The 16,298-nt window shown below is 53.6% G+C and carries 14 protein-coding genes and 2 tRNA genes; 10 read left to right on the forward strand and 6 right to left on the reverse strand.

What is annotated here, in order from left to right:
* Positions 1-30 precede the first annotated feature (30 nt).
* The 10 genes from J4377_RS01810 (at position 31) to J4377_RS01855 (ending at position 10,571) form a co-directional block, all read left to right on the forward strand.
* Positions 31-117: transfer RNA gene (locus tag J4377_RS01810), tRNA-Leu, on the forward strand.
* 164 nt (positions 118-281) lie between these two features.
* A tRNA-Met gene (locus J4377_RS01815) sits at positions 282-358 on the forward strand.
* Positions 359-653: 295 nt separating this feature from the next.
* The gene (gene rimP / locus J4377_RS01820) at positions 654-1,115 is read left to right on the forward strand and encodes a ribosome maturation factor RimP (RefSeq protein ID WP_030074116.1); all 462 of its coding nucleotides are present in this window, start codon (positions 654-656) and stop codon (positions 1,113-1,115) included.
* Between the two features lie 70 nt (positions 1,116-1,185).
* Complete coding sequence (nusA, locus tag J4377_RS01825; RefSeq protein ID WP_009723738.1) at positions 1,186-2,700, forward strand: transcription termination factor NusA; 1,515 nt, start codon at positions 1,186-1,188, stop codon at positions 2,698-2,700.
* A gap of 26 nt (positions 2,701-2,726) precedes the next feature.
* Positions 2,727-5,270 (forward strand): translation initiation factor IF-2, encoded by a 2,544-nt coding sequence (gene infB, locus J4377_RS01830; RefSeq protein WP_038480711.1) that lies wholly within the window; start codon positions 2,727-2,729, stop codon positions 5,268-5,270.
* A 17-nt stretch (positions 5,271-5,287) separates the two neighbouring features.
* On the forward strand, positions 5,288-5,704 hold the full coding sequence (gene rbfA, locus J4377_RS01835) for a 30S ribosome-binding factor RbfA (protein ID WP_038480714.1): 417 nt from the start codon (positions 5,288-5,290) through the stop codon (positions 5,702-5,704).
* Positions 5,704-6,624 carry a tRNA pseudouridine(55) synthase TruB gene (gene truB / locus J4377_RS01840; RefSeq protein WP_253486446.1) on the forward strand — a complete coding sequence of 307 codons (921 nt, stop codon included), beginning with the start codon at positions 5,704-5,706 and terminating at the stop codon, positions 6,622-6,624. Before rbfA ends, truB begins: the two co-directional genes overlap by 1 nt.
* A gap of 119 nt (positions 6,625-6,743) precedes the next feature.
* Positions 6,744-7,013, forward strand: a complete 270-nt coding sequence (gene rpsO, locus J4377_RS01845) for a 30S ribosomal protein S15 (RefSeq protein ID WP_009723734.1) — start codon at positions 6,744-6,746, stop codon at positions 7,011-7,013.
* Between the two features lie 137 nt (positions 7,014-7,150).
* Entirely contained in the window at positions 7,151-9,313 is a 2,163-nt protein-coding gene (pnp, locus tag J4377_RS01850) for a polyribonucleotide nucleotidyltransferase (protein ID WP_038480720.1), read from the forward strand.
* 88 nt (positions 9,314-9,401) lie between these two features.
* Positions 9,402-10,571 carry an MFS transporter gene (locus tag J4377_RS01855; protein ID WP_038480722.1) on the forward strand — a complete coding sequence of 390 codons (1,170 nt, stop codon included), beginning with the start codon at positions 9,402-9,404 and terminating at the stop codon, positions 10,569-10,571.
* Between the two features lie 86 nt (positions 10,572-10,657).
* Here J4377_RS01855 and J4377_RS01860 read toward each other — a convergent pair whose 3' ends face one another.
* From J4377_RS01860 to pcnB, 6 genes are all read right to left on the reverse strand, one after another.
* A complete protein-coding gene (locus tag J4377_RS01860) occupies positions 10,658-11,836 on the reverse strand; it encodes an acetyl-CoA C-acetyltransferase (protein WP_030074109.1) in 1,179 nt (392 codons plus the stop codon).
* 208 nt (positions 11,837-12,044) lie between these two features.
* Positions 12,045-12,425 (reverse strand): aspartate 1-decarboxylase, encoded by a 381-nt coding sequence (gene panD / locus J4377_RS01865; protein ID WP_038480729.1) that lies wholly within the window; start codon positions 12,423-12,425, stop codon positions 12,045-12,047.
* 26 nt (positions 12,426-12,451) lie between these two features.
* The gene (panC, locus tag J4377_RS01870) at positions 12,452-13,321 is read right to left on the reverse strand and encodes a pantoate--beta-alanine ligase (RefSeq protein ID WP_198349513.1); all 870 of its coding nucleotides are present in this window, start codon (positions 13,319-13,321) and stop codon (positions 12,452-12,454) included.
* A gap of 29 nt (positions 13,322-13,350) precedes the next feature.
* Positions 13,351-14,142 carry a 3-methyl-2-oxobutanoate hydroxymethyltransferase gene (gene panB / locus J4377_RS01875; protein WP_095604443.1) on the reverse strand — a complete coding sequence of 264 codons (792 nt, stop codon included), beginning with the start codon at positions 14,140-14,142 and terminating at the stop codon, positions 13,351-13,353.
* Between the two features lie 135 nt (positions 14,143-14,277).
* Positions 14,278-14,799 (reverse strand): 2-amino-4-hydroxy-6-hydroxymethyldihydropteridine diphosphokinase, encoded by a 522-nt coding sequence (folK, locus tag J4377_RS01880; protein WP_038480739.1) that lies wholly within the window; start codon positions 14,797-14,799, stop codon positions 14,278-14,280.
* Between the two features lie 7 nt (positions 14,800-14,806).
* Positions 14,807-16,192, reverse strand: coding sequence for a polynucleotide adenylyltransferase PcnB (gene pcnB / locus J4377_RS01885; RefSeq protein ID WP_038480742.1), 1,386 nt, complete (start codon positions 16,190-16,192; stop codon positions 14,807-14,809).
* Between the last annotated feature and the right edge of the window lie 106 nt (positions 16,193-16,298).

The raw sequence follows: 16,298 nt of genomic DNA on the forward strand, positions 1-16,298 counted from the left end.
TTGATACTGCTTTTTTTAGCCTCCCCTGTTGCCGAAGTGGTGGAATTGGTAGACACGCTATCTTGAGGGGGTAGTGACCGTATGGTCGTGCGGGTTCAAGTCCCGCCTTCGGCACCATCTGTTTTGCTGGTTTACCAGCTTCCCAGAGTTGTTTTGTCAAATAAGCTTCATTAAAGGGCTATTGTCAAAAAGTAGGGATTGGCACCTAAGACGAAAAATGCACTTGAAAAGAAAGGTTGACGAAAGTGGTTCAAGTGTCTATTATCGTCGACCTAGATTGATGCGGGGTGGAGCAGTCTGGTAGCTCGTCGGGCTCATAACCCGAAGGTCATCGGTTCAAATCCGGTCCCCGCTACCATTTACTAGTAACATGTTAATCGCCTAAAAAGTCTTGATGTTAGTTAATCTTGATGTTGGTTGGGCAAGGGCGAAAGCCAAATCATGTTATTAGGTGGTATTACAGGTTTCTTTCGAAAAGCCCCTTCCTGTGAAGGGGCTTTTTGTTAGTAGCTTTTCGAGAGCCAAGAGTGTCTCCAGAGCGGAAGTCTTCCGAATTGCCAGAGACACATTTCCGGGTAACGCCAATCAGCCACCTAGCTTCTCATTCAACTCCTGGCCAGGTGCCTGATGCAACGGCTATAGGAGCTTTGTCTGTGGCCACAAAACACGCTGCGCTTCACGCGCTGATCGAACCTGTCGTAGCCGCCATGGGTTTTGAGCTATGGGGTATCGACCATCTTTCCCAGGGCAAGCATTCGCGGCTGGTAATTTATATCGAACGCGAAAGTGGCGTCAGCGTGGAAGACTGCGCTGATATTAGTCGCCAAGTCAGTGCCGTTATGGATGTGGAAGATCCCATTCCTGGCGAATACCGCTTGGAAGTCTCGTCGCCTGGTATGGCACGTCCCTTATATACCCTGGATCAATTTATTCGTTATCAAGGCCACCACGTTGCGCTCAAATTGCGCGTGGCTTTTGATGGACGGCGTAAATACCAAGGCCTTCTCGCTGGTGTCGAAGGCGATGAAGTACTGCTACAGCTGGATGGCGAAGAGTACTGTTTTCCAATCGAAAGCATCGATTCTGCGCACGTCGTCCCGCAATTCGACGAATAAACGGGTGGCGGCTTCCGGCAGGCTGCCGGGATGATGCACAAAAGGACAGGTTTTCTGGCGAGGCAAACGCATGAGTAAAGAAATTTTAATGGTCGTGGACGCGATCTCTAACGAAAAAGGCGTCCCCCGCGATGTTATTTTTGAGGCGGTTGAGGCCGCGCTAGCTAGCGCGTCACGCAAGCGTTTTGATCAAGAAGAAGCCAATGTGCGCGTTCATATCGACCGCCGCACGGGCGACTACGATACGTTCCGCTACTGGACCGTTGTCGAAGATGACGAATTTGAAACACCTGATTATGAAATTAAAGAAACCATCGCCGAGCAGCGTGATCCGCCGCTGAAACTAGGCGATGTGGTTGAGAAAAAGATTGAAAATGCCGTGTTTGGCCGTATCGCTGCACAAACTGCAAAGCAGGTTATCGTGCAAAAGGTACGTGAAGCCGAACGCGCTGAAGTGGTTCGTCAGTACGCTGACCGCGAAGGCGAGTTGGTGGCAGGTATCGTCAAGAAAACCACCCGTGACGGGTTGATTATCGACCTGGGTGAAAACGCTGAAGCGTTCTTGCCGCGTAACGAAATGATCCACGGTGAGCGCTACCGCATGAATGAGCGGGTACGCGCCTTGCTAGTAAAAGTTGATCCAGAGGCGCGTGGTGCGCAGCTACAGCTGTCACGTACCTGTCCTGAGTTCATCATTGAGCTGTTTAAAATTGAAGTGCCGGAAATTGCTGAACAGCTGATTGAAATCAAGGGTGCAGCGCGCGACCCTGGCTCGCGGGCCAAAATCGCCGTTAAAACTAACGACCGCCGCATCGATCCTGTTGGGGCGTGTGTTGGTATGCGCGGTTCCCGCGTACAGGCAGTGTCGTCAGAGCTGCAAAATGAGCGTGTCGATATTGTGCTGTGGGACGATAACCCAGCGCAGTTGGTGATAAATGCCATGGCACCTGCCGATGTGGCGTCTATCCTGGTTGACGAAGATGCTCACGCCATGGACGTTGCCGTTGCTCAAGACAATCTGGCGCAAGCCATTGGTCGTAGCGGCCAGAACGTGCGCTTAGCTTCTGAGCTAACCGGCTGGCGTATTAACGTGATGACCGAAGATGAAGCTGAGTCAAAACGTGAGCAGGAAATTGATAGCCTGGTGGACTCCTTTGTTCAGCATCTGGAAGTGGACGAAGACGTTGCCCGCCTATTAGTAGAAGAAGGGTTTACCACCCTGGAAGAAGTTGCCTACGTGCCGCTTGAAGAGATGCTCGAAATCGAAGAGTTCGATGAAGATTTGGTGGAAGAGCTGCGCGCACGAGCGAAAGACGAGCTGCTGACGATGGCCATTGCCTCGGAGGAAGCGCTAGACGGTGCCCAACCAGCAGACGATCTGCTGGACATGGACGGCATGGAGCGCCACCTGGCCTTCATTCTGGCTAGCCGAGGCATCGTCACCATGGAAGATCTCGCCGAGCAGTCTGTCGACGATCTGGTCGATATCGAGGAGTTGGACGAAGCGCGCGCAGCGGCACTGATCATGACTGCCCGTGCGCCCTGGTTTGAAGACGATGGCGTATCGGATTCGAACACACAGTAAAAGGTCACGGGCTGAGGAGGGTCACTATGTCGGATATGACAGTTAAAGATTTTGCAGTAAAGGTGGGCCGTGATGTGCCCCGCCTATTGGAACAGATGAAAGAAGCTGGTTTAAAACATGCGTCAGAAAGTGACGCCGTGTCTGAAGACGATAAGCAAACGCTGCTAAGCTTTTTGAAAAAAAGCCATGGCGGCGGTGACAGCGATGCTAGCAAAAACCGCATTACGTTGACGCGTAAAACCCGTAGCCGTATTAAAACGGGCGAACGTGGCAAAACGATCGAAGTGCAGGTGCGTAAGAAGAAAACGTACGTTAAGAGCGCCGAAGACGATAAGCCGAAAGCGCCTGAGCCTAAGCATTCTGGTCCGCGTCAGCTGGTAGGCGATATGGCAGAAGCGGAAGCCGAGCGTAAAGCTCGCGATATCCGCGAAGCTGAAGAGAAGGCGGCAGCGGCTAAAGCGAAAGCAGCGGAAGATGCTGCACGTAAAGCCGAGGAAGAGAAAGCCAAGGCAAAAGCGGCTGAAGTGCCCGATATCGCTGTGCCTGAGCTGCAAATCGACGATACCCCGGCACCTGATGATTTGCCGCCTGCGCCGCCGAAAGAAGGCCGCACGGATCGTCGTACAGCGCCGCCTAAAAAGGCAGCGGCTAAGAAAAAAGGCCGTAGTGACGATGAGGACCGTGGCGACCGCGAAGAACGTAAGCGCGGTGGTGGCGGTAAGAAAGTCAAACGTGCCGAGCGTCGCGGCGGTCGTCGTGGTGGTGCCAGCCAGAGTGGCAACGGCAAGCATGCTTTCCAAAAGCCGACTCAGCCGATCGTCCGTGAAGTCTCGATTCCTGAGTCCATCAGCGTTGCTGAGCTGGCCGACAAAATGTCGATCAAGGCCAATGAAGTGATCAAGGCCATGTTCAACATGGGCGCGGCCGTGACCATCAACCAAACGATTGACCAGGATACTGCGGCTATCGTTGTGGAAGAGATGGGCCACAAGGTCAAGCTAGTGAAGGACGATGCGCTGGAAACGGAAATGCTGGAAGGCATCTCCTACGAAGGCGAAGAGATTACTCGTTCACCGGTGGTCACTGTTATGGGCCACGTTGACCACGGTAAAACATCGCTGTTGGATTATATCCGTCGCGCGAAAGTCGCCACTGGCGAAGCGGGCGGTATTACCCAGCACATCGGTGCTTACCACGTGGAAGACAACCACGGCGGCGTTACCTTCCTGGATACCCCTGGCCACGCGGCGTTTACCGCAATGCGTGCCCGTGGTGCTAAAGCGACTGACGTCGTTATCCTGGTTGTTGCTGCTGACGACGGCGTAATGCCCCAGACGATTGAAGCGATCGAACACTCCAAAGCTGCTGAAGTACCCATGGTGGTGGCGGTGAACAAGATCGACAAGCAGGGCATCGATCTGGACCGCATTCGTAATGAGCTCTCGCAGCATGGCGTGATTTCAGAGGAATGGGGTGGTGACACCCAGTTTGTGCACGTTTCTGCGAAGACTGGCGATGGCATCGAAGAGCTGTTGGAAGCCATTCAGCTTGTGTCAGAAGTGCTTGAATTGACGGCTGTACCTTCCGCACCTGGTAAAGGCGTTGTTGTTGAATCGCGCCTTGATAAAGGTCGCGGTCCGGTAGCCACTGTTCTGGTACAAAACGGCACGCTGAAGAAAGGCGATATCGTTCTTGCTGGTCTGCATTATGGCCGCGTTCGTGCGCTTACCAATGAGCTGGGCAAGCAAGTGGATACCGCTGGTCCTGCTATGCCGGTCGAAATCCAAGGTTTGGATGGCACGCCGGACGCAGGTGATGACTTCATGGTCGTTGCCGATGAGAAGAAAGCCCGTGAAGTGGCTAACTTCCGTCAAGGCAAATACCGCGAAGTGCGCCTGGCACGTCAGCAGAAGGCCAAGCTGGAGAACATGTTCAGCCAGATGGGTCAAGACGAAGTGGCCAAGGTCAACATCGTTCTGAAAGCTGACGTTCAAGGTTCGCTGGAAGCTATCAAAGGCGCCTTGGAAGAACTCTCCACCGGTGAAGTTGAAGTCGCCGTGGTCTCTTCGGGTGTTGGCGGTATCACCGGTACTGATGCCAACTTGGCGCTTGCTTCTGAGGCCATCGTCGTTGGCTTCAACGTCCGTGCTGATGCGGCTGCTCGTGAAATCATCGAACGTGAAGGTCTGGATCTGCGCTACTACAGCGTTATTTACCAGCTGATCGATGAGGTTAAGCAGGCGATGAGCGGTATGCTTGCTCCCGAGTGGAAAGAAGAGATCGTGGGCGTGGCCGAAGTACGCGATGTGTTCCGCGCACCGAAAATTGGTGCAGTGGCTGGCTGTATGGTTGTCGAAGGCACCGTATCGCGCAGCAAACGTATCCGTGTACTGCGTGACAACGTTGTGATTTACGAAGGCGAGCTCGAGTCGCTGCGCCGCTTCAAAGATGACGTTCAAGAAGTGCGTAACGGCATGGAATGCGGCATCGGCGTGAAGAACTACAACGATGTTCAGGTCAACGATAAGATCGAAGTCTTTGACCAAGTGAAGGTCGAGCGCAGCCTGTAAGGCCGCGAGGAGCAATCATGCGCGAATTTAAGCGTACCGACCGAGTTGCTGACCAGCTCCAAAAGGAGCTGGCAGTACTGATCCAGCGCGAAGTAAAAGACCCGCGTTTGGGCATGATAACGGTGAGCGGCGCGACCGTTAGCCGTGATCTTGGCTACGCCGATATCTATGTCACCTTATTGGGTGAGCAAGATCCCGCGCGTATCAAAGAAAACCTGCAGGTGCTAAAGCGCGCTGGAGGCTTTCTAAGAAGCCAAATTGCCAAGCGTATTAAGCTGCGTCACGTACCTGAACTGCGCTTTCATTACGATGAAAGCGTGGTACGTGGCCAGCACCTCTCGTCACTGATCGACGAAGCGGTTTCAACTGACCGCGCACGCCAGCAGGATGATGAAGAGGGAAGCGACAATGACAATGGTGAGGAGACGCGCTAATGGCACGTCGCCGTCGCGGATTGCCGGTTAATGGCGTATTGCTGCTGGATAAGCCTAAGGGTATTTCCAGCAACCATGCGCTGCAGCGTGTGCGTCGTCTGTTTGAGGCGCAAAAAGCCGGTCATACCGGCACGCTGGACCCTATGGCAACAGGCTTGTTACCTATTTGCCTTGGGGAAGCTACTAAGTTTTCCGCGCACCTGTTAGAAGCCGACAAGATGTATCGCACCCGTGTAGAACTGGGTGTGATTACAGACACCGGTGATGCCGAAGGCACGGTCATTGAACGGCGAGAGGTCCCCCGCTTAACGGCTGGGGATGTCGAGTCAGTCCTAGCTCGCTTTCACGGCGAGATTGACCAAGTGCCGCCGATGTATTCGGCATTGAAGCATCAAGGCAAAAAGCTGTATGAGCTTGCCCGTGAGGGTAAGCACGTTGAGCGTGCAGCGCGGCGAGTAAGCGTGTATGATGCGCGGCTGCTTGCTTTCGAGGGCACTGCCTTTGAGATTGAAGTCAGCTGCAGCAAAGGCACGTATATTCGCACCTTGGCTGAAGATATTGGTCATGCGCTGGGCTGTGGCGCCCACATTAGCCAGTTGAGAAGGCTCAAAACGGGGCCCTTTACCGGCGATGCAATGTGGACACTGGAGGGCCTTGAGGCGCTGGCAGATCAAGCCACCCGCGAGGCTGAACTAATGCCTGCGGATGTGCTGGTCGATCATTTGCCGTCGCTGACGGTGGATGAAACGGCTTACGGGCGTCTTGCACACGGCCAATCGGCTAGTTTAGCCATTGGTGTGCTTGAGCCTGATATGCTGGCAAGACTTTATTACGCTGAGACGTTTATCGGCCTTGGCGTTGTAAAAGGGGCGCAGGAAGTAGCTCCCAAGCGGCTGTTAAGTACCGTCGCTATCTCGTAAAGCGTTGCAAGGACGTAGCGATTTGCGCGAAAATTGTACGTGAAGATAGTTGCATGAGACTGCAAATATGCGTGGTCTCACCCATTCAATTTTAGGCATATTGCTTACTGGAGAGACAGATGGCATTAACCGCTGAGAAGAAGGCCGAGATCGTCAACGAATACGGCCGCGGCGATAACGATACCGGTTCCCCTGAAGTTCAGGTTGCACTGCTGAGCGCCAACATCAATGGCCTGCAGGACCACTTCAAAACCAACAAGCAGGATCACCACTCTCGTCGTGGTCTGATCCGCATGGTAAACCAGCGTCGTAAGCTGTTGGATTACCTGAAGCGTAAAGATTTTGAACGCTATCAGTCTCTGATTCAGCGTTTAGGTCTGCGTCGTTAAGCGTTAACGGCAACGATCAAAAACGGGCAGCCCCTTGTGGGCTGCCCGTTTTTTTGTTTCTGGTAGCCGTATGGCGCCACAGCGCCTAGAATGGTGGCGAGTCAAAACGACCCAAGCGAAAAGACAAGTAGATATTAATGTTAAAGGAAGTCGCCGTGAATCCGGTAAAAAAAACGTTTCAATACGGTCGTAGCACCGTCACCCTAGAAACTGGGCGTATTGCTCGCCAAGCCACTGGCGCCGTTATGGTGACCATGGATGAAACCGTCGTACTGTGTACGGTTGTGGCTAAAAAAGAAGCAAACCCCAATCAGCCTTTCTTCCCACTCTCGGTACACTACCAAGAGAAAACCTACGCAGTGGGCAAGATCCCCGGCGGCTTCTTTAAGCGCGAAGGGCGTCCTACTGAGAAAGAAACCCTTACCTCACGTCTGATTGATCGTCCGATCCGTCCGCTATTTCCTAAAGGGTTTATGAACGAAGTGCAGGTTATCTGTACTGTTCTGTCGACTGATCGTAATCATGACCCTGATATCGCAGCCCTACTGGGCACCTCGGCAGCGCTGGGTATTGCTGGTGTGCCGTTCAACGGCCCGATTGGCGCGGCACGCGTGGGCTTTAATGAAGAGCAGGGCTACTTCCTAAACCCAACCGTTGAAGAGCTGACTACCTCAGAGCTGGACATGGTTGTTGCCGGTACCGAAAACGCCGTATTGATGGTGGAGTCGGAAGCTCAGGAACTGCTTGAAGACGAAATGCTTGGTGCCGTGCTGTTTGGTCACCAAGAAATGCAGGTAGCCGTTAGCGCGATTAAAGAGCTGGTCGCTGAAGCTGGCAAACCGCGTTGGGATTGGCAGCCTGCTCAAGAAAATGTAGCACTGAAAACGGCCATGGCCGATGCCTTTGAAGCCAAGGTAGGTGATGCTTATCGCATTACTGACAAAATGGCTCGTCAAGATGCGCTGTCAGCGCTGAAAGATGAAGCGGTTGCACAGTTGGCCACTGCTGAAGGCGAAGAAGTAGAAGGTAAGTTCAGCAAAGATGACGTGAAAGGTGCGTTTGCTGGCCTTGAAAAGCGCGTTGTACGCTCTCGTGTCGTAAAAGGCGAGCCCCGTATCGATGGACGCGACAATGCCACTGTACGTCCTCTAGCGATTGAGGTGGGTGTACTGCCTAAGACACACGGTTCGGCAGTATTTACCCGTGGTGAAACTCAGGCCATCGCCATTGCTACCTTGGGCACCCTGCGCGATTCGCAGCTGATCGAGTCCCTGGAAGGTGAGCGTAAAGACCGCTTTATGCTGCACTACAACTTCCCTCCTTACTGTGTTGGGGAAGCCGGCTTTATGGGCGGCCCGAAGCGTCGCGAAATTGGCCATGGCCGTTTAGCACGCCGTGGCGTTCAAGCGATGCTGCCGTCAGAAGACGTTTTCCCCTATACCATCCGTGTGGTATCGGAAATCACCGAATCTAACGGTTCTAGCTCCATGGCGTCAGTGTGCGGCTCCTCGCTCGCGCTGATGGATGCTGGTGTACCATTAAAAGCACCGGTAGCAGGTATTGCCATGGGCTTGGTGAAAGATGAAGACGGCTATGCGGTATTGACCGATATCCTGGGTGACGAAGATCATCTGGGCGATATGGACTTCAAAGTTGCCGGTTCTGAAGAGGGCGTTACTGCTCTGCAGATGGACATTAAGATTGAAGGCATCAATGAAGAGATCATGGAGAAAGCGCTGCAGCAGGCTCATGATGCTCGCCTCAGTATCCTTGCTCAGATGAACGACGTGATCAGTCAAAGTCGTACCGATGTGTCGGAGAATGCTCCGTCTATGGCGACAATCAAAATTGATCCGGACAAGATTCGTGATGTGATCGGTAAAGGCGGCGCGACGATTCGTAAAATTTGCGAAGATACCGGCGCTTCTATTGATCTAGATGATGATGGCACCGTGCGCATCTACGCCGAAGATAAAGCCGCAGCCAAAAAAGCGATCGATACCGTGCTGGCAATTACCGCAGAGGCGGAAATTGGTAAGCTTTATAACGGTAAAGTAGTTCGCATTGCGGACTTTGGCGCTTTCGTTAATATCATGCCGGGTACTGACGGCTTGGTTCACATATCGCAAATTGTTGCCGAGCGCGTTAACAACGTGCGCGACTTCTTAAATGAAGGCGATGATGTGATTGTGAAAGTATTGGATATCGACAACCGCAATCGTGTGAAACTCTCAATCAAAGAGATCACCGAGGAAGAGAAAGCAGCTTTTGCCGCTGCCGAGGCGGACGTCGCTAACTAAAGCGATGTAGACGTAACGGCCGCCCCCGCAGCTTTCAGTTGCGGGGGCGGTGTCGTTTTATAGGCAGTATAGGAAAAGAGAAGAGAACATGGAGAAGGAGCAAGCGCCGCGTTGGTGGGCGGTAGTGGCCGTGATGATCGGCATTTTTTTATTGGTGACAGCTGAGCAACTGCCTATAGGGTTATTGTCCCAGGTGGCGTCGTCAATGGGTGTCACGCCAGGTATGGCGGGCCTTATGGTGACCGTGCCGGGAGTTGTTGCCGCTTTCTCAGCGCCTCTGTTGCCGGTCGCGGTAGGCCGTCTAGATAGACGCATTATGCTCACGGTGATGATGATTGTGATGGTGATTGGCAGCGCGCTTTCAGCAGTGGCCAGCAATTTTGGGTTACTACTGGCAGCCCGTGTGTTGGTGGGCATTAGTATCGGTGGGTTTTGGGCCATTGCGGGCAGTATTGCCCCAAGGCTGGTGCCCAGCGATCAAGTTGCCAAGGCCATGACGATTATTTTCGGTGGTGTGGCCGCTGCGTCAGTATTGGGGGTGCCGTTAGGCACGCTGCTTGGGGACCTGAGCAACTGGCGGGTGGCGTTTGGTGCGCTAGGAGGGCTGAGTCTTTTAACCTCCATTGCACTATGGTGTTGGCTACCGCCACTGCCGCCAAGAGAGCCGGTACGGTTGCGTATGTTAGCGCAGCAGTTTAGCAATCGCGGCGTGCGTGTCGCGGTGTTAACCACTGGCTTTGTCGTAATTGGGCACTTTGCTGCTTATACCTTTATTAGCCCCATTCTGCAGGAGATTAGTGGCGTGGCTCAGCGTCATGTTGGCAGTTTGTTGTTGCTATATGGGGCGGCCGGGATTTTAGGTAATATCGCGGCAGGTATCTTTGCTGGGCGTCACCCTTATCGGGCGGTGCTGGCCATTCCTAGCTTGTTACTGTTAGTTGTGGCTATTTTCCCGCTACTGGGAGTTCAACCTACCAGCGGCGTACTGCTGCTAATGGTATGGGGGGCTGTTTTTGGCAGCGTATCAGTAAGTATTCAAACCTGGATTATACGTACGGCACCTAATACCGAGGCTGCTACCGCGCTGATGGCCTTTACCTTTAATATGTCAATTGGTTTAGGAGCCATGTTTGGTGGACGTATCGTTGATGGCACTAGCCTGCCGATTGCTATGTGGGCGGCATCAGTGCTGTTTTTGCTCGGGGCTTTACTAGTATGGCGAACGCCTTCGAGCATTGTAGGGGAGAAGCGTCGCTAGTCCTTAAAAAAGCCGTAAAAATAAGCTAACAAAAATGCCCCCGCTAAGTAGCGGGGGCATGACGTTTAACCGTATTGAAAAAGTGGTTAAGGGCGCTCAATCGCCAGTGCGACGCCTTGGCCGCCGCCGATACACAGGGTGGCTAGGCCTTTCTTAGCATCACGCGCAATCATTTCATGCAGTAAGCTAACCAAAATACGACAGCCAGAAGCACCGATCGGGTGGCCTAGTGCAATAGCACCGCCATTCACGTTCACTTTGCTGACATCCCAGCCCAACTCTTTGTTGACTGAAAGCGCTTGAGCAGCGAATGCTTCGTTAGCTTCTACTAGGTCAAGGTCGTCCAGGCTCCAGCCCGCTTTTTCGAGGCAGCGGCGGGTGGCCGGAGCTGGGCCAATGCCCATAATTGCTGGGTCAACGCCAGCGTTAGAGTAAGCGGCAATACGCGCCAGTGGCTCTAAGCCAAGTTCTTTGGCTTTTTCTGCTGAGCAAAGCATCACCACTGCAGCGCCATCGTTTAAGGAGGAGGCGTTACCGGCGGTAACGGTGCCGTCTTTCTTGAACGCGGGGCGCATACCACCTAGCTTCTCAGCGGTAACTTCCCGTGGGTTCTCATCCGTATCAAACACCACTGGATCGCCTTTGCGCTGCGGAATTTCCACAGGAACGATCTGGCCTTTGAATTTACCATCTCTGATAGCTTGCGCTGCTTTTTGCTGAGAGGCCGCCGCGAACTCGTCCATCGCTTCGCGAGTGATACTGTATTTTTCCGCTAGGTTTTCCGCGGTAATACCCATGTGATAGTTGTTGAATGCATCCCACAGGCCATCGTGAACCATGGAATCAATCGCTTTCCAGTCGCCCATGCGCTGACCGTTACGCGAGTTAGGCAGGATGTGGGGGGACGCAGACATGTTTTCCTGTCCACCTGCCAGAATAACGCTGGCGTCACCGCAACGGATGGCCTGGGTAGCCAAGTGCAGGGCCTTGAGGCCTGAGCCGCATACCTTGTTGATCGTCATGGCTGGAACGGCATCAGGCAGACCAGCTTTGATAGCCGCCTGGCGCGCAGGGTTTTGGCCTACGCCAGCTGTCAGCACTTGGCCTAGCAACACTTCATCAATTTGCTCTGGGGCAACGCCGGTAGAGGCGAGAATGTCTTTAATAACCAATGCACCTAAATCGCTAGCAGGAATGCCAGCGAGTGATCCACCAAAGCTTCCTACGGCGGTGCGGCGAGCGGCGACAATAACCACGTCTTGCATATGATGACTCCTTGGGTAAGTAACGCAACGTTCCGAGTGAGGACAGAGGCTTCAGGGGAAGCGGACTCTCCATTGTTGTTAGCATGTTGTGTCGAACTTATCTATCAGCATAGGGGAAGGTTGTGCATTGCGGCAATACGCTTTTTTAGGCAAATAAAAACGGGCCGTAAAACGGCCCGTTAAATAGCTGCTTACTCAACTGCTTGGCTTACGCTAATTGGACAGGAATCGCATTGCTGGTGTGGCTAACGTGATTGCCTTCTTGCAGATAGACAAGCGCAGGCTGATGCTTTTCAAGCTCTGCTTCGGAGTAGTGAGCGTAACTACAAATAATAATCCGATGCCCCGGTGAGGCTAAATGCGCGGCTGCACCATTGATGGAGATTAGCCGAGAGCCTTCTTCTCCACGAATCGCGTAGGTAGTGAAGCGCTCGCCGTTTTCCACGTTATAGATCTGGATTTGCTCGTTTTCGCGAATACCGGCCATATCCAGCAATTCCCCGTCGATAGCACAGGAACCTTCGTAATTGAGTACCGCGTGGGTAACGCGAGCCATATGCAGCTTGGCTTTAAGCATAATCGTGTGCATAGAAACTCCTAAATAGCGAAACTAGCTTACGCGCTAGTGTCAGTGGCAGCGTCTGGGAGCTGCACGCTGATGTTGTCAATAAGTCGAGCGGGGCCTAGCTTAGCCGCTGCTAGTAGCACGGCACTGCGTGTCGAGCTGCTCACAGGAGCAAGCGTTGCGTCACGTAGCTCAAGGTAGTCAGGCGTAAAGCCAGCATCATACAGTGCCGTTTTACCCTGTTGTAGTACCTCTTCGATGGAGGTGCCGCGCTCTAACGCATCGCGTAGCTCGCATAAGGTGCGATATAGCATGGGGGCTTTTGCGCGCTCAGACGCACTTAAATAACCATTACGAGAGGAGAGCGCTAGGCCGTCATCAGCGCGCACAATCGGTACGCCGATAATCTCGATAGGCATGTGTAGATCACTCACCAGCTTACGAATGACCGCAAGTTGCTGGTAATCTTTTTCACCGAAGCAAGCTACATCCGGCTGCACCAGATTAAATAGCATGCTGACCACGGTAGAAACGCCATCAAAGTGCCCAGGGCGCGAGCCTCCGCACAACCCTTCACCTACGTCGGGGACATGCACGAGAGTCTGGGCAGCCAGGCCATTGGGGTAAAGCGCGCTGACGGTGGGGGCGAAGAGAATATCGCAGCCAGCATCGGTCAACTGCGCTTGGTCTGCCTCGAGCGTCCGTGGGTAGGCGTCCAGGTCTTCCCCGGGACCGAACTGCATTGGGTTCACGAACAGGCTTGAAATGACGACGTCAGCGTGCTGACGAGCATTGGCCACAAGCGCCAAGTGGCCTTGATGCAGGTTGCCCATGGTGGGCACTAAGGCAATGCGTTGGCCACGCTGGCGGTATTCGCGGAGCGTGCTACGTAATTCGTTGATATCTCGTAAAGTGCGCATAAAGGGGCCGTGGTCGTTCCAGTTGGCGCTTAAAAACAGTGCTCAGCGGCTGGGAAAATACGGGTTTTAACCGCTTCATGGTAGTGTGCAAATGCGCTTTGAATGCTTTCAGCATCAGCCATGAAATTCTTGACGAAGCGCGGCGTGCGGCCATGAGTAACGCCTAGCACGTCGTGCATGACTAGAATTTGGCCATCGGTATCAGGGCCTGCGCCGATACCAATCACTGGGACGTCTAAGGCTTCAGTTACCGCTTTGCCAAGACTGGCTGGTACACACTCCAGCAAAATCACGGAAGCACCTGCCTCAACGAGCACTTTGGCATCATTGATAATTTGTTCGGCCTGGGCGGCTTCGCGGCCTTGCACTTTATAACCACCTAGCTGGTAGACCGTTTGCGGTGTTAACCCAAGGTGGGCGCATACCGGAACGCCGCGGCGGGTCATCTCACGGATACCGTCGGCCATCCATGCTTCGCCTTCGACTTTTACCAGTTCAGCGCCAGCACGCATCAATGCGGCAGAATCTTCTAGCATGCGCTCTGTAGTGGCGTTGCTCATAAACGGCAAGTCCACCATCAACAGGCTATGGCCTTTACCACGCGCCGTGCAGCGTGTGTGGTAGCAAATATCTTCCATAGTCACGGGAAGCGTACTAGTGTGCCCTTGTAAGACCATGCCTAGGGAATCGCCGACTAGCAGAACATCAACGCCTGCAGCGCTGGCGGCATGGGCAAAAGAGGCATCGTAAGCGGTCAGGCAACTGAACGTTTCGCCGGCGCGCTTATACGCCTGCAGAGTGCTCAGGGTGACGGTTTTCATGGCGTGCTCTCGTAGTTTCTAAGTGGGCCGATGCAACGTGGGCAGCCGACCATTATTAACGTTGCATCCTTGCAAGCGTGAAGTGGCGTAACTGGCAATTGTTACCTGAATGGGGGCTTGGTGTCGAGATTTGTGTCAGACGGTAGCAGTCACGGTAGCATTTGGATTGTCTAACCGTTGTATCCCACTTTGCTCAAGCTGCTTCAGCCACTCAGCAAGCGGCTGTTGATAAAGCACTATTGGCTCTAATTGAGTAGCAGACACCAGTTCTTCAAGAGGCGCTAATACAAAGGCGCGTTCATGCATATGGGGATGAGGAACCTGAAGCCTAGGGCGCGCGATCGTGTCTTGATTGTAAAGCAGCAGATCTAAATCCAGCGTGCGCGGCCCCCAGTGGCGCAATCGCCGACGGCGGTGGCGTTGCTCTAGCCCTTGAAGCTGGTCCAGTAGTGCCAGCGGAGAAAGCGTAGTTTCAAGGGCGGCCACGGCGTTAATGAAGTCAGGCTGGTCCTGTGGCCCTATTGGCCGTGTAGCGTATAGGGACGACTGGGCCACCAACTGGCAAAGAGGCAGTGTGTCCAGTTCTCGTAGGGCTTGGCGAATGTGGCTGACGGGGTCATCCAGATTGCTACCTAGACCAATATAAGCAAGTGACATTGTGTTCTTACTGCTCTGTTTTACGTGGTTTGCGTCGTTTTTTACGTCGACGGTCCCCCTGGCTTGCCGGATCACTTCCCACTTTTTGCAGCAGCCGAAGTTGCTCGTGCTCATCACCTTGCTGGAAGGCATTCCACCAATCGCCTAAGCCACGCGGTATTTCACCTGCTTGTTCACGCAACAGCAGCAAATCGTAGGCGGCTCGGAAGCGTGGGTGTTCGCGGGTTTGAAATGCCCGTTTGCCACGGCGCAGAGGAAGGCGTGCCTGTAGTTCCCAAATATCGCGCATCGGCATGCCAAAGCGTTTGGGAATCGAAATATGCTGTAACTGGCGAGTGACTACCTGCTGGGCGGCAGTTTGCAGCGCTGGAATTGCGGGCATGCCTTCGCGCTCAAGCTCGGCTTGACGGTGTGCCACTGGCGCCCACAAAAAGGCGGCTAGCAGAAAGGCTGGCGTAACTGGCCGGCCTTCCGCAATGCGCTTATCGGTGTTAGTGAGCGCTTGCTCAATCAGATCTTCGGCCCAAGCAGCATCCGCCATGGCTTCTTCCGCTTCGGGGAACAGCATGCCAAACAAGTTGTAATGGCTCAGTAAGCGGAAAGTAATTAAGCCGTGTCCCGACATGAATAGCTTGAGTACTTCATCAAACAAACGGGCGGGAGGAATTTGCAGTAACAGCGGCGCTAGATCATACATCGGCTCTTCAGTGGCTGGCTCGATGGTGAAATCGAGCTTGGCCGCAAAGCGCACCGCACGCAGCATACGTACTGGGTCTTCCCGATAGCGGGTAACGGGGTCGCCAATCAGTCGCAGCGTACGTGACTCAATATCACGCGCGCCGTTGGCAAAGTCATGAATCGTGAAGTCAGCGATATTGTAGTAAAGCGCATTCACGGTGAAGTCGCGGCGTAGAGCGTCTTCTTCGATGTTGCCCCACACATTGTCTCGCAATAGCAGGCCATCGTCAGACTGCTGGGCTATATGATCGCCGTGCTCGTCCTGAGGCTTGCCGCGGAAAGTGGTAACTTCAATGACTTCGCGACCAAAGCGCACATGCACAATGCGAAAACGCCGACCAATCAGCCGCGAATTGCGAAACAGATCGCGCACCTGTTCCGGCGTTGCATTCGTGGCAACGTCGAAATCTTTCGGCATTTTGCCCAGCAATGCATCACGAATGCAGCCGCCAACTAGGAAGGCATCAAATCCAGCGCCATTAAGGCGATACAGCACCTTTAACGCGGCCTCGCTGATTTGCTGACGAGAAACAGGGTGCTCGGAGCGCGGAATAATACGGGGACTGAGCGCATCAGCGGCGCTCTCTGGGGAATCGAGCAGGGATTTCAAGTGCTCTCCCGGGCTATGTAATAAACGGGTAAATCCTTTAAACATGCGGCGATATCGACTCGCAGGGTATCGAAAACAGTATTATCGAAAACAGTATCGAGAAACGTAGCGAAAAAATGACCGCAAGGTTAGCGGTAAGTTGCTGAGTGTA

This window comes from Halomonas sp. XH26, from assembly GCF_024138895.1.
Classification (GTDB): domain Bacteria; phylum Pseudomonadota; class Gammaproteobacteria; order Pseudomonadales; family Halomonadaceae; genus Vreelandella; species Vreelandella alkaliphila.